Origin of the sequence: Bacillus sp. JKS001846, from assembly GCF_900176455.1 — a bacterium.
Classification (GTDB): domain Bacteria; phylum Bacillota; class Bacilli; order Bacillales; family Bacillaceae_G; genus Bacillus_A; species Bacillus_A cereus.
On record NZ_FWYG01000001.1, the window covers coordinates 57,501 to 76,380 of the forward strand.

Here is an 18,880-nt window from a genome sequence, read left to right on the forward strand (position 1 = left end):
ATCTCCTGCGTGACAGGCAGGCATGTTAACCACTACACCACGGGACCATTTGGTTGCGGGGACAGGATTTGAACCTGCGACCTTCGGGTTATGAGCCCGACGAGCTACCGTGCTGCTCCACCCCGCGACAATACTATTCATATAAAATTATATGGTGGAGGATGACGGGATCGAACCGCCGACCCCCTGCTTGTAAGGCAGGTGCTCTCCCAGCTGAGCTAATCCTCCAAAAGTGGTGACCCGTACGGGATTCGAACCCGTGTTACCGCCGTGAAAGGGCGGTGTCTTAACCACTTGACCAACGGGCCAATATGTATGGCAGAGAAGAAGGGATTCGAACCCTCGCACCGCGTTAGCGATCTACTCCCTTAGCAGGGGAGCCCCTTGAGCCACTTGGGTACTTCTCTGTATGGCTCCGCAGGTAGGACTCGAACCTACGACCGATCGGTTAACAGCCGATAGCTCTACCACTGAGCTACTGCGGAATAATGAAGACAATTTGTATCTTATAAAAATTCTCTCTGTAAGTCAAGAAGTTTTTAACAACATCTTGTTCAAACGTGACATGTTTATAATATACTGGATTGCGTTTTTACTGTCAAGATGTTTTCGATATCGGTTTGAGTTTCCCTTTACACTTTCCACAGACATATCTTTTTGTATTTATTTGACGCCTTCTTACATATTGAAGTGAACACTCCATACATTCATACTTATAAATCTTTTTTTCCTTCTCTTCATTAATCATTTGTTTACAAAAACGTGGTGCATCAACTTTCTTTAACAACTCACGAAAATCCCTGTCCCTGTGCTTATACCCTCTTCCTGCAATATGTAAGTGATAATGACAAAGCTCATGTTTAATAATCCCGACTAACTCTTCTTCACCATACACTTCGTAATATCGATAATTCAGTTCGATATTATGACTCTTCAATAAATAACGCCCACCAGTTGTACGTAATCTATTATTAAACACTGCTTTATGTAAGAACGGTACCTCAAAGTATTGTAGTGACACTTCTTCCACTAGTCGCTGAATTTCTTGCTCATCCACTCTCATTCCTCCTAAACAAAAAAATATTTTTACACTTTTCTCCCTTCTTATACATATATTAAATAGTACATATACCCATCCTCATGTAAGAAGCGTGGTTTCTAAAAACAAAACATGAATAGAAATCCACTCACCAACCTCTCATCAATAGCATTTTAGATTTTTGAGAGCAGGATTAAACAAGGAGGGATTCCTATGCCTACGTGGCTAAAAAAACAAATGCAACGTGCATATTTCGAAAAAAACCGGTATCAAATTAAATTATTAAATGAATGCTGGTTTTATTATAGCAAAATACATCAAAGCTCATAATCCATTACACTTTTTATTCCATAAAAAAAGAGCAGTTTCATCTGCTCTCTTCTCTTACTATTCAATCGGCAACATAGATAGTGCAACGCGTCCTTTTTTTGTATCAATATCATCTACCCATACTTTTACAATTTGCCCTACTGATACAACATCTAACGGATGCTTTACAAACTGTTTGCTAAGTTTAGAAATATGTATTAAACCATCTTGCTTTACGCCAACATCAACAAAAGCACCAAAATCAACAACGTTACGAACTGTTCCTTCTAATTCCATACCACGTTTTAAATCTTCTAATTTCAAAATCCCTTTTTTCAGAAGTGGTTTAGGCAACTCATCCCTCATATCTCTTTCTGGACTAATAAGTGCATCTATAATATCAACTAACGTCGGCTCCCCAACTCCTGTTTCTTGAGATAACTTAGAAATCTCTACTTCTTCCAATCTCTTTTGTAATTGCGGTTGTCCTACGTCATCTATCGATAACCCTAGACTCTTCAATAACAATTCAACATTCTTATATTGCTCTGGATGAATACCTGTTCGATCTAATGGATTCGCTCCTTCTAGTATACGTAAGAAACCTATACATTGTTCATACGTCTTTGCACCTAAACGCGGGATTTTCTTTAATTCCGTGCGCTTCGTGAATTTCCCATCTTCTTCTCTCTTTGCCACAATATTTTTCGCAACAGTTTTCGATAAACCTGAAACATATTGTAACAATGCAACCGAAGCCGTATTTACATTAACCCCAACTTGGTTAACAGCTGTTTCTACTACAAATGTTAATGACTCATTCAGTCTCTTTTGAGATACATCATGTTGGTATTGTCCAACCCCAACTGATTTAGGATCAATTTTCACAAGTTCAGCAAGTGGATCTTGCAGACGTCTTCCAATAGAAACGGCACTTCTCTCTTCAACTTGTAAATTTGGGAATTCCTCACGAGCTAAATCAGAAGCTGAATATACACTAGCACCCGCTTCATTTACAATAATATAAAAGACATCTCGGTTCACACTTTGTAATACATCTACTATAAACTCTTCTGTTTCTCTAGATGCTGTCCCATTACCAATTGCAATCATTTCAACTTGATATTTATCTATAATAGAAAGAACTTTCGTTTTTGCATCATCATATTTACGAACAGGTGGATGCGGATAAATAACATCGATATGTAGTACTTTCCCCGTATCATCTACTACAGACAATTTACAACCAGTTCTATATGCCGGATCTACCGCTAGCACGACTTTCCCTTTCATCGGAGGTTGTAATAATAAGTTACGTAAGTTCTCAGAGAAAATATGTATCGCTTGTTCTTCAGCTGTTTCTGTTAATTCTTTACGAATTTCTCTTTCGATTGAAGATTGAATTAATCGTTTATAACCATCTTCAATCGCTAATTGTACATAATGTGCACTTTTCGAATCGTTATCACGAATTACTTTCTTATTTAAGAAAGTTACTATCTCATCTACTGGCGGAACAACAGCAACTCTCAATATATCTTCTTTCTCGCCACGATTCATTGCTAATACACGATGTGGTACTACTTTTTGCAATGGTTCTTCATAACTGTAATACATTTCATATATATTCTTTTCATCTTTTTCTTCATCTTTCACGGACGAAGACATAACACCTTTTCTAAAAGTAACATTTCGAATCCAACTACGATACGCAGCTTCATCTGAAACCATTTCTGCAATAATGTCTTGTGCACCTTGTAAAGCTTCTTCTGCAGATTGCACTTCTTTCTCTACATTAATAAATTCCACTGCCTTTTTAGCCGGATCTTCTTTCTTATATAACAATAACCATTCAGCTAATGGTTCTAATCCTTTTTCTTTAGCAATTGTCGCTTTCGTTCTTCTTTTCTCTTTATATGGACGATATAGATCTTCTACTTCTTGCAACTTTGTAGCTTTAACAATTTGCTGTCGTAGCTCTTCTGTCAGTTTCCCCTTCTCATCAATAAGACGAAGAACTTCTTCCTTCCTATCTTCAAGTTGCATCATATATTGCCATCTCTCTAAAATCGTACGAATTTGCACCTCATCTAAAGAGCCTGTCCATTCTTTTCGGTAACGAGCAATAAATGGAACTGTGTTACCTTCTTCTGTTAATTGAATAACATGACGAACTTGCTTTTCGGTAAAGCCTAATTCTTTCACTAACATTTTCATTAACGCTTGTCGATTATCTACCATTTCCATATACAACCGTAACCTCCTCTATAATAAAAAAAGTTGCCCTTCAAAGAGAGCAACTTAAACTGCCGATTTAAAAATCTATTAGTCCTAAACTAATTTGTAACGCTTCATCTACACGACTCATCATCACTTCATCCAAATGAGTGATTTTGTCCGTTAAGCGTTGCTTATCGATTGTTCGAATCTGCTCAAGTAAAATAACAGAATCTCTCTCAAAACCATACTTTTTCGCATCAATTTCCACATGAGTGGGTAATTTCGCTTTTTGAATCTGTGCAGTAATAGCCGCTACAATCACCGTTGGACTAAAACGATTTCCGATGTCATTTTGAATGACAAGAACCGGACGAACGCCTCCTTGCTCAGAACCAACAACTGGGGAAAGGTCTGCAAAATACACGTCGCCGCGTTTTACAATCAAAATATTACCCCCCGCTAACTAAGCGTTCTACTGTATGAGCTGCTTCATACTCTGCTAAGAAAGCTTCAGATGCAATACCAAGATTAATTTTTCCCATTTCAATGTACCCACGTCGCATTGATTCATGTTGGTAGCGTTTCTTCGTCTTATGTTGACGCAATAACAATTGTGTTGCCTGGCAAATTAGTTCATGGCGATTCTTATTCTCTTGTTTTCCAATTCCGTCCAATTCCGTTACCATTTGCTTTGGCAACCGAACCACGATTTCAGTAGTTACACTTGATTCGGACACAAAAATACACCTCCACCGTCAACTACACACCCAAATATATATATGACACCTATTGTAATAATACCATTGTATGGAGCCTGTTGCAAAGACTTCCTTATTCCTTGCTTATGTTTTCCAATTCACAAACAAAACATTCATCTTCTTAAATTTTTTATCTCATAACTAACTAAAAACAATAGAACTCCTCTTCAAAACTTACGTGCAACTTATATAAAAAATGATTATAAGTAAAAAGCTTCTCATCAAAAAGAGCTTATTATCCAGCAATGAACAGTCACTCCAATGACAAGAAGCAATCATACTACCTTCTATATATTGTTCAAGTAATTAATTATCTCTACAACCTTACCATTCCGTATAAATATTCTTGGCACACGGAAACTGATCGTTGCAATAATTTCATAATTAATAGTCCCTGAGTATTCCGCAACCTCTGTAGCGCTAATATACTCATCTCCTTGCCTTCCAATAAGCGTAACTTTCGTACCAAGTGGCACTTCACAAGGAAGATGAATCATGAACTGATCCATTGTTACTCGCCCTACAATCGGTACCCTTTTACCATTTATAAGCACTTCAAATCCTTGTAACCTTCTAAGCCACCCATCTGCATAGCCAATCGCTACAGTCGCAATCCATTCTTCAGTTTTCGTTCGATAGGTGACGTTATAACTAATTCCATCACCTTTAATTACCTGTTTAATATGAGCAACTTTCGTATGAAGTGATAGCGCCGGTTCTAATTCAAATGGTAAAAAAGGACGTATTTCTACAGAAGGAGATAATCCATACATTGCAATCCCAATTCGCACTGCATTAAATGTAATCCCTTGAAAACGTAACGTCGCAGCACTATTAGCTGTATGAACAAACTTAGGATCCACTCCGAATTCTTTCAACCAACTTAACTGCTCCAAGAACGTGTTATATTGCTTATCAAAATACGAAGTCTCAACCTCATCTGCCGTTGCAAAATGCGTGTATACTCCTTCTAACTCTAAAAACGGTGCACCCTCTAAACTCTTTAAAAATTCTTTTAGCTCTTTTCTTTCACGTATTCCAATTCTCCCCATACCACTATCAAAGTTAATATGGAATTTCATTACAGATGAACCATCCCAAAGTTTAATTGCTTCTTCCACCCATTCTTTTTGAAAAACAGTTAGCGCTACATCATTTTCAGCAGCTACATTTACATCACGCGGCGGCGAGGGACCTAACACTAAAATCGGTTCAGTAATACCAGCCCTCCGAAGCACTAAAGCTTCATCTAAAAAAGCAACAGCTAACCTTGTTGCACCTGCTTCTAATGCCGTTTTAGCCACCGGTACATAATCGTGCCCATATGCGTTTGCTTTAACTACAGCAAAAATCTCTACATTACTTGGGATGAACTCTTTAATATGTGTAACGTTGTTATAAATGGCATCTAAATCCACTTCCACCCAAGTGTCACGGTAAAATGGTGCTTCTTCCATAAATACACTTCCTTATACACGATATGCGAAGCTTATTCTTTTATATGCTTCTTTTATGAAATCCACCTTCAAACTAAGAAAAGACGTGGTGCACATATATCACCACGTCTAAGAAGTTTACTTCACCTGCTTCGCTGTAACTGAACGAGCAACCATTAACAGCTCCTTCGGCTCTAAACCTTTAGACACGAGCATATATTCTACTCCGTTATGCGACCACGTTACAGAGTCTTTCGTCAATGCACCAATCGTAAACCCAAGATCAACTGGTTCTCCACTTACACTTACCGCTGATGATGCCTCTGCAACTTTTGCCTTTTCTTGTATTAAAGTAAAGGATTTCTTATTTCCAGTGTATGTGAGTATCGCACGCTTGCCACTGTCTGTCTTCAACTCTTTTTCATCTTTCAGAGTCATACCTTGTGGTGTATCAAGTGGATACAAAATAGCAAACGGTTTGTCTTCTTTCGCTGTTGTTTGAACATCTACCTGTGCTCTAGACATATTTTGTTTCGTATCAAATGCACCTTTATCAAATTTCGCATCGAATTTCACTTTAGAGAAATCTACTTTCACAAGAACATTTTGATCATTATCCATTAACTTCACTGAAACTGGAGTCAAGTCGCTCTTATTCAATGTAATCTCTTGTCTCGGCAACATATTTTGATGTTGATAGTTTGTTTTTGTTTTAAAAATATAATACTTATCTGTTTTCTCAAAAGTAAGGTTTTTCTTGTCCTGCAAAATATCTCTTACAAGTGATTCATATAAATAAGCCTGGCTACTATTTTGCGGCCAATCACTTTGAAAACGGAAGCTCTTATTAAGTGCTGGCGTTAATACAAATACACCTTCTTCATTTCTCAAAATAATTTGGCTCTGATCTTTTTTTGCATTTTTTAAATTCACACGATAAAAAGACGGTTCCTTATGCCAAATCTCTACGTTATACTCTTGAGGCTCATTGCCTGTTTTAATAGATAATTTTGCCTCAGCTTGATAACTTTTCATCCCTTTTACTTTTGATTCTAAATCTCTCACGACATCATCTTGCTTCTTTTCCATACAACCCGCCAACACAAAAACGGTCAACAAACCGACAAGAACTAAAAACAGACGCCTTTTCATCAATTCAGCCCCTTTGCCCCTATAAATGAATGGAAGATGTACCTTCCTTATCGCTACCTCAAATATATGAGACAAAGATATAAAATATGCAGACTAGCGTGACGAGCTTTCTAAAACAACTTGAGCAACAGCAAATTCCTTACTATGACTAATTGATAAATGAACAATATACTCTGTACTTGTAATCAGAATTGGCTTACCTCTTTCATCATTTTTCACTTCAATATCTAAAAAACTCACTTCTTTTCCGATACCAGTACCTACAGCTTTTGAATACGCTTCTTTCGCTGCAAACCTTCCAGCTACAAACTCTGTAAGACGACTTCCTTTCAGCTCCATAGCAACATTACGTTCATTTTCCGTTAAAATACGTTCCATAAATTTAAGCTTTCCATCTAGCATTTTTTCAATACGATTTAATTCAATAATATCGATACCAATCCCTATAATCATTTCGAAATCCCCTTCTTCTATTTAACTTTCTTCTTTCATATTGATAAGAATAACAGAGAATCTTTCTGATGCAAAAGGGGTGAAAGTAACCGTATGCTAATAAGATCCACTCATATTTCTTTACAACCGACTATTCTTACCTTACTTCTTATTCATTTAGTCATGATGATATTAGGCGACTTTTTTCTCTTACCACTGGCAGCCTCTAATGAATATATCGCTAAAGGAGAATGGTGGCGTGTCATAACTTCTCTTCTCGTACACGTAGACTTACAACATTTTCTTTCTAATAGTATTTTTTTGTTTGCTCTTGGTTCTTCTATCGAAAAGCAACTCGGACACTTTTCTTTTTTTATTCTATTTTTTCTCTCTGGAATTTCTGGAAATATTTCTTCTTATATTATTATGCCGCTTGAATATATTCACGCAGGTGCATCAGGTGGTATTTTCGGACTATTAGGTGCACAGTTATTTTTATTGTACAATCGATACCGCTCTTCAAAACCAAAAGAAATTGCCATTTTCTCAATTATGATTCTTCTATTACTGCTATTTACTTTCTTTAACCCTTCTGCCAATCCGATCAGTCATTTAACAGGTTTAATAACCGGTGGCATTTTAACCCCTTTTTTAACCAAAAAAAACGATGGTGCAAAGCTTATTTAATATAAAAGCTTGCACCATCGATAATTTCTACATCTACTTGTTCACTTAAATCTCTCATTAATTGAAATAAAGACTCATCCTTCATCTTCGCCTCAATCATACAATCAATTTGCGGAACACTTCCCTTTATCCTTCTTAAAAAAGATAAAAATGTCTCTACATTAATATAATCTGCATGAGCTCTTGGATCTTTTCCCTCTCTAGGGCTAGAGATATGCATTTTAACTGGCAACAAAGACGTTTCCCACGTATGAACAACACGTGCCCAATCTTCATACCAATCTTCTTGCTCATTATTCATCATATGGTGATGCAAGTCAAATACGACGGGAATATCTAATTTTTCTCCTAAATATAATGTTTCCTCTAACGTAAAGGTTGTATCATCATTTTCTAATATAATCATTTCTTGAATACCCCTTGGGACATTCGACCAATTCTCTATAAAGCGCTCTAATGCAAGTTCTTTATCTTTATATCCTCCTCCGACATGCAGTACACATCGTTGCTTATGTTCAATCCCCATGCCTTTTAATAATTTTTTGTGCATCTGCAATGTTTTTACAGATTGTTTAAAAACACTCTCCTCAGGTGAATTTAGTACAACAAAATGATCTGGATGGAAATCAATTCTCATATTCATATGAACTGCATATTCACCTAGTTTTTTTAAATTTTCTTTTAAAGGACGAATATAGTTCCACTCTAGCAATTCCTCATGATTCGCTAAAGGAACGAGCTTTGAACTGAGCCGAAAGAAAGATATGTCATGCCCTTTATTATGCTTTAATAAACGTAAACAATTTTCTAAATTGGAATTGGCAATTCTTTCAAGTTTACGAATTGCAGCAGCACGATCATCTAATTTCTGAAACTGTGCATACGTCATCGTTTGAGATGGAGATGCATTCTTCAAATGTACACTCATCGCAACGTAACCAAGCCTTACAAGCATATAACAGCCCCTTTTCTATCATAACTATTATGTAGTATGCACAATTATAGAAATAAAAAAAAGAGAATGCCCGCAAAGGGCATTCTCTTTTTTTTATTAAGCTTGTGGACGGCTATGATGTTTTCTTTCGCCGCGTCCATTTGAAGAACCAGGGCGACCTTGGCCTTCACCTCTACGACCACGACTACCACCATCACGATTGCGATCACGGTTTCCGTCACGATTACGTCCATCACGGTTACGGTCACGATTACGTCCATCGCCACCGCCGCGTGCATCACGACTACGATTACGGTTACCATCACGGTATCCGCCTCCGTTACCACCGCGTTTTTTAGAACCGCCGCCTCTTGAAACAACAGGTGGTTCTGATGTTAAAGCGATCGGAGTTGTATCCGGCTCTTTAGTCATCATTTTTAAAGCAGCAGCTACTACTGTTACAGAGTCATTTTCTTCTAACATTTCTTCTGCAATACGCTTGTAGTATGCTAAGTTTTCATTTTCAATTGTGCTTTGAAGCTTTTCAGCGATTAAACGTTGTTGACCTTCTAATGCCTCGTCAAGTGTCGGTGCATCCATACGGTCCATTTTACGTTTTGTTGTACGCTCGATATTTTTTAATTGCCCTGATTCACGTGGTGTTACAAATAGCATTGCAATACCTTTTTTACCTGCACGACCAGTACGACCGATACGGTGAACGTATGATTCTGGATCTTGTGGAATATCGAAGTTATATACGTGCGTTACGCCTGAAATATCAAGACCACGTGCAGCAACGTCTGTTGCAACAAGAACTTCAATAGAACCTTCTTTAAATTTACGTAATACAGACATACGTTTCGCCTGAGTTAAATCACCGTGAATACCTTCTGCAGCATAACCACGTAAGTTTAATGCCTCTGATAATTCATCAACACGACGCTTTGTACGACCGAATACGATTGCAAGCTCTGGAGATTGAATATCTAATAAGCGTGTTAACACGTCAAACTTTTTCTTTTCTTGCACTTCTAAATAGAACTGCTGAATGTTTGGCATTGTTACTTCTTTTGCTTTTACTTTAATGTGTTGAGGCTCAGTCATGAAACGCTCAGCAATACGGCGGATTGGATCCGGCATTGTCGCTGAGAATAGTAATGTTTGATGTGTTTCTGGCACATCTGTTAAAATTGCTTCAATGTCTTCAATGAAGCCCATGTTTAACATTTCATCCGCTTCGTCAAGAACAACTGTCTCTACGTTTTGCAGACGAAGTGTTTTACGGTTAATATGATCTAAAATACGACCCGGCGTACCAACAATAATGTGTGGGTGTTTTTTTAGAGCACGAATTTGGCGGTTAATATCTTGACCACCATAAATTGGTAAAATACGAACGCGTTTATGCTTACCAATTTTGTATAATTCTTCTCCAACTTGAATTGCTAATTCACGCGTTGGCGCGATAACAATACCTTGAACCGATTCTTTATGTGTATCCACTTTATCTAATAGTGGTAATCCGAATGCTGCTGTTTTCCCTGTACCTGTTTGCGCTTGCCCAATAATATCTTTACCTTGCAATGCATGTGGAATTGTTTCAGCTTGAATTGGTGTAGCCTCTTCAAAGCCCATACTTTCAACAGATTGCAGTAAAGAATCACTTAATCCTAATTCTCGAAATGTTGTCAATGTTACTTCTCCTTTTCTATCCTATACTTATCATTTAAAAAAAGGCGTTTTCCGAATTTGCGGAAAAGCCCTTTTCCTGAATGCTCACGTATATAAACGGGCGTATATTCTTCACGAAAATACTTCTAAACGTTATTACACTTTATCAATTATAAGTTTTGTATGTGTAAAAAGCAAACCCAACTGTTACCTTATTTTCATATTCAGAGTTTTTTTCTTCACTTTTATTTTTTTATATTTACTGTAAGCGCTTATTATAAGTTTCTTCTATTTTCGTAACTATCATCCCTATTTATATACACCAATTATTTCAACATCGTAATTACTTCTTCTAATTTCATACCGCGAGATGCTTTTATTAATACAACATCTTTCACATCGACTACTGCTTGTAAATCTTTTACTAACTCTTCTTTATTATCATACGCCTTTACACGTTCATTAGGGAAATTAATTTTCGCTCCTTCAGCAATTTGAGCCCCTAATCTACCGTATGTGAATACATGCGAGATTTTTGCTGGATCGATTAATTTTCCTACCTCATAATGGAACTGTACTTCTTGATCTCCAAGTTCTAACATATCACCGAGCACAACGATTTTTTTAGCAAAACCATCTAAACCATTCATTAAATGGAATGCTGCTTCCATAGCCGTCGGACTTGCATTATAAGCATCGTTGATAATTGTTAAACCACTATTTGTTTTCACAATTTCCATACGCATGCCCGTCATTTGAAGTGTTACTAAACCTTCTTTCATCTCTTCCCACGTTACACCAAAATGTTTCGCAATTGCCATTGAAGCAAGTGTATTATACACATTATGTTTTCCTAACACCGGTAAGTAGAATGAAATATTTTCATCTCTATTCATTTTGAAATGTGTCCCAGTTGCTTGTAATGTTACAGTCGTTGGATAATAATCGTTTGCTCTTGCATCACCAAACGTAACCGTTTCTGTTGCTAAATTCATTTCAGGAACACGATTTGTTAATAAAGGCTCATCCCCGTTATATACGAACACGCCACCTTCTTGTAACCCTGTAACAATTTCTAATTTCGCTTCAGCAATTGCCTCACGAGATCCTAAATCCATTAAATGTGCCTCACCAATATTCGTAATGATAGCTGCATTAGGACGAGCTAACTTAGATAAGAATTCAATTTCGCCTCGGCTTGACATACCCATCTCTAATACTGCTACTTCTGTATTTTCTTCTAAGTTTAAAATGGTAAGAGGTAATCCGATATGGTTATTGAAGTTCCCTTCTGTTTTTTGCACTTTGAATTTAGTCGCAAGAAGACTTGTTACAATATCTTTCGTAGATGTTTTACCGTTACTACCCGTTACACCTACAACTTTAACATCCAATTGATCACGATAGTTTTTCGCTAACATTTGCAATGCGGATAGCGTGTCTTCCACAAAAATAACCGGAAGATTCTCAGGTGGATTCGCTACATCTTTCATCCATAATGTAGCCACAGCTCCATTTTCAACAGCTTTATCTACAAAAGCATGTCCATCAAAGCGCTCCCCTTGAATCGGAACATACAAGTTTCCTTTTTCAATTTTTCTTGTATCAATAGACACGCCTTGAATAGTAATTCCCTCATATTGCTCTGCTAATCCAGTACCATTTACCATCTGTTCCACTTGCTTTAACATTCGCTTTATCATATAGAAACGCTCCTTACATAGAGGAAGCACTATTCCTACGAATAGTGCTTCCTCCTTTTTTGTTAGATTGTATATTTAATTTTTTGTTTTTCTTCGTGACGTTCAATCGCTAAACGAATTAGCTCTTCGATTAATTCTGGATACGGTAACCCAGTATGTTGCCATAATAGAGGGAACATACTGAACGGTGTAAATCCTGGCATTGTGTTTACTTCGTTAATATACACTTCTCCATCTTTCGTTAAGAAGAAATCAGCTCGCGTTAAACCTGCACCGTCTAATGATTGGAATGCAATAATCGCATCACGCTTAATTACATTAGATTCTTCTTCTGTCATTTCAGCTGGAATAATTAGCGCCGTATCACCATCGATATATTTCGACTTATAATCATAGAAGTCCTTTTTCGGAACGATTTCACCTACAACTGAACATTTCGGCTCATCATTACCTAGTACCCCAACTTCTACTTCACGACCTACAATATTTTCTTCTACAATAATTTTGCGATCAAATTGGAATGCCTCTACAAATGCATCCTCAAGTTCTTCACGATTTTTACACTTATTAATACCAACACTTGAACCAAGGTTCGCTGGTTTTACGAAGCAAGGATATCCTAACTTATCTTCTACTTTAGAATAAGCTTCCTCACGATTTTTCTCCCATGCACTACGAATGAAAGATGCATATTTTGCTTGTTTTAAACCAGCCTCTGCAAAGATGTTTTTCATAACAACTTTATCCATACCAGCAGATGATGCTAGAACACCATTTCCTACATAAGGGATATTCATTAATTCTAATAGTCCTTGAACCGTTCCATCTTCACCGTTTGGTCCATGTAGTAATGGGAAAATAACGTCAATAGCGTTCTCCTCAGAAGCTGCAGATGGGATAATTTCTGTACTTAATGATAACGGAGAAATCGCATTTTCTGCACCGCTCATTTTTAAAGCTTCAACATCTGTTACTTCGCCTTCAATACGCTCACCGCGTACCCATTGACCTTGTTCTGTAATATAAATTGGATGAATCTCGAATTTATCTTGATTTAACGCTTTAATAGCAGCAAGAGCCGTCTGTAGCGAAACTTGATGCTCAGCTGATTTTCCACCATATAATAAACCTAATTTAATTTTCGTCAATGAAATCACCCTAACCAATTGTTTTCATTTTTCTATTTTAGCACTTTTTATAAAAATAGGTAGTTCCTATTTGAAATAAAATGTAACTTCCATAAATAATTAAATAACATCACTTATTGGTTTTTCATTTCATTTTCTATATAGGTACACAAAATAAAATGGCAATCTAATCTAGTTATGTACCTAAAATATGTAGAAATCCCCTTTTTTGTGTATGTCACCTATTCACTAAGAAGATTGTTTGGTTAGTGTGTCTTTTTGCCTTTGCTCAACAAGGCGATCTAAAGAAACATATACAATACCTGCAACTACACATCCTACAGCTAAAATTGTAAATAGAAAGTGACCAAGTAACCGATCTAATAAAAAACCTCCCAAAAGTGGGCCAAATGCGCTTCCTGTAATCCACTGCAAACTTGCAGCTCCCATATAAGTCCCTCTCAAATGCTCAGGGGCCAAATTTGCTACAAATGTCATCTGTACAGGCGACATAATCATTTCACCTAACGTATATATAGCATAAACGAACAGTAGTGTTATTAAAATAATTGTAGCATTTGTATTAAATTCTCCAAACCACTTCGGTAACCACCCTATAAAAAATAATCCAATCCCGAATAAACATGCACCATATAACATCGTCTTCCCAACTGGTTTATCCGTAGCCCATTTTGAAATTTGAAACTGGAATAAAACAACTAATAGTCCGTTTAACGCCATTAAATATGGATATGGATTATTCGTTCCAAAAATACGCTTCATTTCATTATCAAAATGTAGTGGCAGCATGCCTTCCGTTTGAGAAAACCCCATCGAAATGATAATACCTGCTAATAAGTAAATCATTAATGCCTTATCTCGCATTACAATTTTCCAAACTGCCCCAGATTCCTTTTCTTTATGTTCTTCCTTATCTATACTCTTTGGCATCGTCTCTTGAATAAGAAGTAATACAAGTAACGCATAAAATAGCATTGTAGAAGAGGCAATAATAAACACAAGGTTCTTTGACAACACAACTACTGATGCTCCCATTATCGGACCAATCGCAGCACCTATATTGTGTCCCATTCGTAATAAACCATATGCCTCTGTTCTTTTTTCTGGTGCCGTTACATCCGCGACCATAGCTGATGCAGCTGGATGAAATAAAGAATTACTCAACCCTAAAAAAATAGATAAAATTGCATACGGAATAAATCCTTCTATAAATAGAAAACCGAGCATTAATAATGCATTACTTGCCATAGAAAATATCATAATAGGCTTTCTTCCATATATGTCAGCAATTCTCCCTCCTATAAGTGATCCAAAGCTTGCAGCAATTGGAGAAAGCGCCATAATAACCCCAACTTCCAACAACGAATCTACCTTATCTTTTAAATATAATGCAAAAAAAGGCATTAACATCATCATTGCAATTCCATTTAACGTCTCTCCAATAAATCGAATCCATACGTTACGGTCCATCTCCCTTAACTCACGCCACGTATTTTTCATCATTCCACCCCTTTAGTTAGCCAACAATTATCTTATAACAAGTTCAGAAAAATGTAAATTTTCAAATAAAAAAATCCATTCTAACAGAATTAGAATGGATTTTTTCGCTTATAAATTTGCAACATCTTCTTCTTTTTTACTATTATTTAAAGCACTATGTTTTCGGCTATATAAGAAGTAAACCGCTATACCAATAACCATCCATATCCCAAAACTAATCCACGCTGTCCCTGATAATTGAAGCATTAAGTATAAACAGAAAATTACTGTTAATGCTGGTAAAAATGGTACAAGCGGAGCCTTAAATGCCCTTGGTAAGTCTGGATGAGTTCTTCTCATTACGATTACCGCAACAGCTACAAGTGCAAATGCTGACAATGTCCCCATATTTACAAGATGTGCTAAAACATTTAAATCTATTAATCCTGAAATCAGTGCCGCAATAATCCCCGTTGTCCATGTATTTAAAAATGGCGTTTTAAATTTCGGATGAACTTTAGCAAGACGCTTCGGCAGTAAACCATCTCGGCTCATCGCATAAGAAACACGAACTTGCCCATACATCATAACTAGCATTACTGTTGTAATTCCTGTAATTGCTCCTACTGAAATTACCCCCGCTAAACCATCTTGTCCAATAAATTGAAGTGCAAAAGCAACTGGATCTGATATATTTAGCTGGCCGTATGGAACAATTCCTGTCAAAATAAGCGAAACAACGATATAAAGAACTGTACAAATTAATAACGATGCAATAATACCAATTGGTAAATCACGTTGCGGACGTTTCACTTCTTCTGCCGCTGTTGAAACTGCATCAAATCCTATAAATGCGAAGAATACTGTAGCCGCTCCAGCCATTACACCATCTAAACCAAATGGCATAAAGGGCGTCCAGTTTTCAGGTTTCACATAATTAAAACCAGCAAAGATAAAAATAAGAACAACTGCTATTTTAATAAATACCATAATGTTATTTACTCGTGCACTTTCACGAACACCCCTAGATAAAAGAACTGTCATCACTAAAATAATTAGAACTGCAGGTAGATCAATTATTCCACCCTTTCCTGTACCAGGAGCCGAGGAGAGAATAGTCGGAATGTGAATTCCAAACCCCTTTAATAAAGATTGAAAATATGCAGACCAACCGTTTGCTACAGCAGATGTAGCAAGTAAATATTCAAGCATTAAGTCCCAGCCAATTAAAAATGCGAACACTTCCCCCATCGTCGCGTATGTATACGTATACACACTGCCCGAGACAGGAACTGAAGAAGCAAATTCAGCATAACAAAATGCAGCAAAGGCACAAGCTAACGCGGCAATCGCAAATGATAATATAATAGCTGGCCCAGAATGTTTCGCTGCCACAACACCCGTTAGAACAAAAATACCAGTTCCAACAATTGCTCCGATTCCAAGCATAGTTAAATCTAGCGCACCCAATGTTCTTGCTAACGTTTTTTGCTTACTTTCATGCATTAACTTTGCAATTGGCTTCTTTTGAAAAATTTGCTTCATCTTTCACTCCTCCAAGTTTTAAATTTTCTGAAAATTTTTAATTCGCTTTTTTATTTTACTCATTACGCTTTTCCTAGTCAATACTTTTGTCGAAACAAGTAGAAATTCTTCTGAATATGCACGATCCTTATTATTCTTTCTATATATCTTTCCATTATTTTTTTGGTATTATTATACATGTCGATTCCGTGAAAAAGGCATGCCCCCTTATTGAGAGCATGCCTTTTTTACTTATTTCACAGTATATGAACCTTGTTCAATCCAGCTATACATATACTTTTCATCTTCTGTTTCATGTGCTTGTTTTACAATACGAAGCGGACGGAATGTGTCTATCATAACAGCTAATTCAAGCGTCTCTTTCTTCCCTATACTGGCCTCTGTTTTCCCCGGATGCGGTCCATGGGGAATCCCGCTCGGATGAAGTGTAATAGAACCTTCTTCCACACCTTTGCGACTCATAAAGTTTCCTTCTACATAGTAAAGAACTTCATCACTATTAACATTACTATGATAATATGGTGCTGGAATTGACTCTGGATGATAATCGTATAAACGTGGTACGAAAGAGCAAATAACAAAATTATGTCCTTCAAATGTTTGATGTACTGGCGGTGGCTGATGAATGCGCCCTGTAATTGGTTCAAAATCCTCTACATTAAATACCCACGGATATAAATAGCCATCCCATCCAACAACATCTAACGGGTGGTGTCCTAAAACATGTTTATGCATATAGCCTCTTGATTTTGTCATTACGACAAACTCGCCTTTTTCATCATATGTCTCTAATTTTTCTGGACCACGAAGATCTCTTTCACAAAACGGACTATGCTCTAACAATTGTCCGTATTCATTTCGATAACGACGCGGCGTTGTAATTTGGCTATTTGCCTCTACAACAAGAAACTTAGTCTCTCCTTCATCTGGAATAACACGATAAATCGTTCCAATTGGAATCGTTACATAGTCGCCTTTTCTATAGTGAATCGTTCCAAACATCGTTTCAATTTTCCCTGTTCCATAATGAACAAATAACATTTCATCGCCATCACCATTACGATAGAAATAATCCATTTTTTCTGTTGGACTCACTACTCCAATTAACAAATCTTCATTTCCAAGTATGAAATTACGTCCACTTATTGCATCACCACTTTTTTTACTTTCTTTCGTTCGAAAGTGGCGATGAGAAAGAGCAACATCCTCTTCATACTGCAACTGACAAGAATGCGATAATGCAGAATGACCTACTTCTGTTGGCATATAATGATGATACAAAATAGACTGCGTACCAGAAAAACCTTTTGTTCCCATTACCTGTTCACGATAAAGCGACCCATCTTTTTTACGAAATTGTACATGTCGTTTATGAGGTAGTTCTCCCATGTGACGATAAAACATGCCCATCACCCGCTTCCTTTTCTTTTTTGATCGTATTACGTAGTGTACCTAAACCAGTAATCGACAGTTCTACAACATCTCCATCTTGTAGCCACTCTTCTGTACCCAGTTCTAAAATACATCCTGTTCCTACTGTCCCAGAACCAATCACATCTCCTGGATATAACGTAACGTCCTCTGAAGCACGTTCAATCATTTCAGCAAATGTATAGTAAATATCTTGGAAGTTTCCTTTTGATAATAGTTTTCCATTTACATGAGCAGTCATTTCTAAATTATATCGATCACCATTACGATAAACGTCTAATTCCTTTTTCGTAACGAGATGTGCTCCTAAAGAAGTTGCAAAGTCTTTTCCTTTCGCTGGACCGAGACCTACTTTCATTTCTGTTGCTTGTAAGTCTCTCGCACTCCAGTCGTTCATAATACAATAACCAAAAATATATTCCTCTGCTTGCTCACGAGAAATATTTCGCCCTTCTTTTCCTATTACGCAAGCAATCTCCAACTCATAATCAAGCTTTTTAGACTTTTTCGGACCAATTACAAAATCACCGGAACCAATTACAGCACGATGATTAGTAAAATAAAAAACCGGAATATCATACCATTCAGGCACAACATCTAATCCTCTTCGTCCACGAGCTGTTTTTACATGTTGTTCAAATGCGTAAAAATCTCGAATACTACTCGGATTAGGAAGAGCAGCTGTCAATTGTACTTCTTCTAAAGCATATATACCCTTATTTGGATTCTTAATATTCCGCACTACTTCTACATACTCATCCGCTTTCTCTAAAAAATCTATCATAGAAGAAGGGATTTTCCCTTCACTAGCAAGATTCATATCTATTACTTTGTCACCTTCAAGCCATCCAGCCCGTAGTTCTTTTGAAGGAAGACGAAATGTAACAAATTTCATCCTGATTCCTCCTTATAAAAATGAAATTTCCACCAGCA

At 36.9% G+C, this 18,880-nt stretch carries 17 protein-coding genes and 6 tRNA genes (1 of these 23 running past the window's edge); 2 read left to right on the plus strand and 21 right to left on the minus strand.

Annotated elements, in window-relative coordinates; all coding sequences use genetic code 11:
- From B9A45_RS00270 to B9A45_RS00300, 7 genes are all read right to left on the minus strand, one after another.
- A tRNA-Asp gene (locus tag B9A45_RS00270) sits at positions 1–47 on the minus strand (it extends 29 nt beyond the left edge of the window).
- A gap of 3 nt (positions 48–50) precedes the next feature.
- Positions 51–127 (minus strand) — tRNA-Met (locus tag B9A45_RS00275).
- A gap of 25 nt (positions 128–152) precedes the next feature.
- Positions 153–228: transfer RNA gene (locus B9A45_RS00280), tRNA-Val, on the minus strand.
- 5 nt (positions 229–233) lie between these two features.
- A tRNA-Glu gene (locus tag B9A45_RS00285) sits at positions 234–308 on the minus strand.
- A gap of 8 nt (positions 309–316) precedes the next feature.
- Positions 317–407 (minus strand) — tRNA-Ser (locus B9A45_RS00290).
- Positions 408–410: 3 nt separating this feature from the next.
- Positions 411–485: transfer RNA gene (locus B9A45_RS00295), tRNA-Asn, on the minus strand.
- A gap of 113 nt (positions 486–598) precedes the next feature.
- Positions 599–1,057 carry a SprT family protein gene (locus tag B9A45_RS00300; RefSeq protein WP_000344241.1) on the minus strand — a complete coding sequence of 153 codons (459 nt, stop codon included), beginning with the start codon at positions 1,055–1,057 and terminating at the stop codon, positions 599–601.
- A 195-nt stretch (positions 1,058–1,252) separates the two neighbouring features.
- Here B9A45_RS00300 and cmpA point away from each other — a divergent pair, with 195 nt between their 5' ends.
- Positions 1,253–1,369 (plus strand): cortex morphogenetic protein CmpA, encoded by a 117-nt coding sequence (gene cmpA, locus B9A45_RS00305; RefSeq protein ID WP_001143642.1) that lies wholly within the window; start codon positions 1,253–1,255, stop codon positions 1,367–1,369.
- Between the two features lie 57 nt (positions 1,370–1,426).
- On the opposite strand, the gene B9A45_RS00310 is transcribed toward cmpA, so the two are convergent.
- From B9A45_RS00310 to acpS, 6 genes are all read right to left on the minus strand, one after another.
- Positions 1,427–3,595: a Tex family protein gene (locus B9A45_RS00310; protein WP_142263033.1), complete on the minus strand. Its 2,169-nt coding sequence runs from the start codon at positions 3,593–3,595 to the stop codon at positions 1,427–1,429.
- Between the two features lie 67 nt (positions 3,596–3,662).
- Positions 3,663–4,013 carry a type II toxin-antitoxin system endoribonuclease NdoA gene (gene ndoA / locus B9A45_RS00315; protein ID WP_000635965.1) on the minus strand — a complete coding sequence of 117 codons (351 nt, stop codon included), beginning with the start codon at positions 4,011–4,013 and terminating at the stop codon, positions 3,663–3,665.
- 4 nt (positions 4,014–4,017) lie between these two features.
- Positions 4,018–4,305, minus strand: a complete 288-nt coding sequence (locus B9A45_RS00320; RefSeq protein ID WP_000004570.1) for an antitoxin EndoAI — start codon at positions 4,303–4,305, stop codon at positions 4,018–4,020.
- A gap of 308 nt (positions 4,306–4,613) precedes the next feature.
- Complete coding sequence (alr, locus tag B9A45_RS00325; RefSeq protein ID WP_000390617.1) at positions 4,614–5,783, minus strand: alanine racemase; 1,170 nt, start codon at positions 5,781–5,783, stop codon at positions 4,614–4,616.
- A gap of 117 nt (positions 5,784–5,900) precedes the next feature.
- Complete coding sequence (locus B9A45_RS00330; protein ID WP_002060618.1) at positions 5,901–6,851, minus strand: LolA family protein; 951 nt, start codon at positions 6,849–6,851, stop codon at positions 5,901–5,903.
- Between the two features lie 156 nt (positions 6,852–7,007).
- On the minus strand, positions 7,008–7,367 hold the full coding sequence (gene acpS, locus B9A45_RS00335) for a holo-ACP synthase (RefSeq protein WP_000583417.1): 360 nt from the start codon (positions 7,365–7,367) through the stop codon (positions 7,008–7,010).
- Positions 7,368–7,460: 93 nt separating this feature from the next.
- On the opposite strand from acpS, the gene B9A45_RS00340 reads away from it, so the two are divergent.
- Positions 7,461–8,033: a rhomboid family intramembrane serine protease gene (locus B9A45_RS00340; protein ID WP_000908523.1), complete on the plus strand. Its 573-nt coding sequence runs from the start codon at positions 7,461–7,463 to the stop codon at positions 8,031–8,033.
- On the opposite strand, the gene uvsE is transcribed toward B9A45_RS00340, so the two are convergent.
- The 8 genes from uvsE to B9A45_RS00385 all read right to left on the minus strand — a co-directional run bounded on the left by uvsE (position 8,026) and on the right by B9A45_RS00385 (position 18,842).
- A complete protein-coding gene (uvsE, locus tag B9A45_RS00345) occupies positions 8,026–8,988 on the minus strand; it encodes a UV DNA damage repair endonuclease UvsE (RefSeq protein ID WP_084063787.1) in 963 nt (320 codons plus the stop codon). The genes B9A45_RS00340 and uvsE overlap by 8 nt on opposite strands.
- A gap of 96 nt (positions 8,989–9,084) precedes the next feature.
- Positions 9,085–10,662 (minus strand): DEAD/DEAH box helicase, encoded by a 1,578-nt coding sequence (locus B9A45_RS00350; RefSeq protein ID WP_000206584.1) that lies wholly within the window; start codon positions 10,660–10,662, stop codon positions 9,085–9,087.
- A gap of 305 nt (positions 10,663–10,967) precedes the next feature.
- Positions 10,968–12,344, minus strand: coding sequence for a UDP-N-acetylmuramoyl-tripeptide--D-alanyl-D-alanine ligase (gene murF, locus B9A45_RS00355; protein WP_000595963.1), 1,377 nt, complete (start codon positions 12,342–12,344; stop codon positions 10,968–10,970).
- Between the two features lie 62 nt (positions 12,345–12,406).
- Positions 12,407–13,492 carry a D-alanine--D-alanine ligase gene (locus B9A45_RS00360; protein ID WP_000161427.1) on the minus strand — a complete coding sequence of 362 codons (1,086 nt, stop codon included), beginning with the start codon at positions 13,490–13,492 and terminating at the stop codon, positions 12,407–12,409.
- Between the two features lie 228 nt (positions 13,493–13,720).
- The gene (locus B9A45_RS00365; RefSeq protein ID WP_084063788.1) at positions 13,721–14,992 is read right to left on the minus strand and encodes an MDR family MFS transporter; all 1,272 of its coding nucleotides are present in this window, start codon (positions 14,990–14,992) and stop codon (positions 13,721–13,723) included.
- A 108-nt stretch (positions 14,993–15,100) separates the two neighbouring features.
- Positions 15,101–16,516 carry an amino acid permease gene (locus B9A45_RS00370; protein WP_000809349.1) on the minus strand — a complete coding sequence of 472 codons (1,416 nt, stop codon included), beginning with the start codon at positions 16,514–16,516 and terminating at the stop codon, positions 15,101–15,103.
- 231 nt (positions 16,517–16,747) lie between these two features.
- Positions 16,748–17,920, minus strand: a complete 1,173-nt coding sequence (locus B9A45_RS00380) for a homogentisate 1,2-dioxygenase (protein ID WP_013141710.1) — start codon at positions 17,918–17,920, stop codon at positions 16,748–16,750.
- Positions 17,886–18,842 carry a fumarylacetoacetate hydrolase family protein gene (locus B9A45_RS00385; protein WP_084063789.1) on the minus strand — a complete coding sequence of 319 codons (957 nt, stop codon included), beginning with the start codon at positions 18,840–18,842 and terminating at the stop codon, positions 17,886–17,888. Before B9A45_RS00385 ends, B9A45_RS00380 begins: the two co-directional genes overlap by 35 nt.
- Positions 18,843–18,880 lie beyond the last annotated feature (38 nt).

What these genes read in the sequence shown, in the direction of transcription:
- cmpA (WP_001143642.1), top strand. Translation starts at nt 1,253, where the DNA reads ATGCCTACGTGGCTAAAAAAACAAATGCAACGTGCATATTTCGAAAAA.
- B9A45_RS00310 (WP_142263033.1), bottom strand. Translation starts at nt 3,595, where the DNA reads ATGGAAATGGTAGATAATCGACAAGCGTTAATGAAAATGTTAGTGAAA.
- alr (WP_000390617.1), bottom strand. Translation starts at nt 5,783, where the DNA reads ATGGAAGAAGCACCATTTTACCGTGACACTTGGGTGGAAGTGGATTTA.
- B9A45_RS00330 (WP_002060618.1), bottom strand. Translation starts at nt 6,851, where the DNA reads ATGGAAAAGAAGCAAGATGATGTCGTGAGAGATTTAGAATCAAAAGTA.
- acpS (WP_000583417.1), bottom strand. Translation starts at nt 7,367, where the DNA reads ATGATTATAGGGATTGGTATCGATATTATTGAATTAAATCGTATTGAA.
- B9A45_RS00340 (WP_000908523.1), top strand. Translation starts at nt 7,461, where the DNA reads ATGCTAATAAGATCCACTCATATTTCTTTACAACCGACTATTCTTACC.
- uvsE (WP_084063787.1), bottom strand. Translation starts at nt 8,988, where the DNA reads ATGCTTGTAAGGCTTGGTTACGTTGCGATGAGTGTACATTTGAAGAAT.
- murF (WP_000595963.1), bottom strand. Translation starts at nt 12,344, where the DNA reads ATGATAAAGCGAATGTTAAAGCAAGTGGAACAGATGGTAAATGGTACT.
- B9A45_RS00365 (WP_084063788.1), bottom strand. Translation starts at nt 14,992, where the DNA reads ATGAAAAATACGTGGCGTGAGTTAAGGGAGATGGACCGTAACGTATGG.
- B9A45_RS00370 (WP_000809349.1), bottom strand. Translation starts at nt 16,516, where the DNA reads ATGAAGCAAATTTTTCAAAAGAAGCCAATTGCAAAGTTAATGCATGAA.
- B9A45_RS00380 (WP_013141710.1), bottom strand. Translation starts at nt 17,920, where the DNA reads ATGTTTTATCGTCACATGGGAGAACTACCTCATAAACGACATGTACAA.
- B9A45_RS00385 (WP_084063789.1), bottom strand. Translation starts at nt 18,842, where the DNA reads ATGAAATTTGTTACATTTCGTCTTCCTTCAAAAGAACTACGGGCTGGA.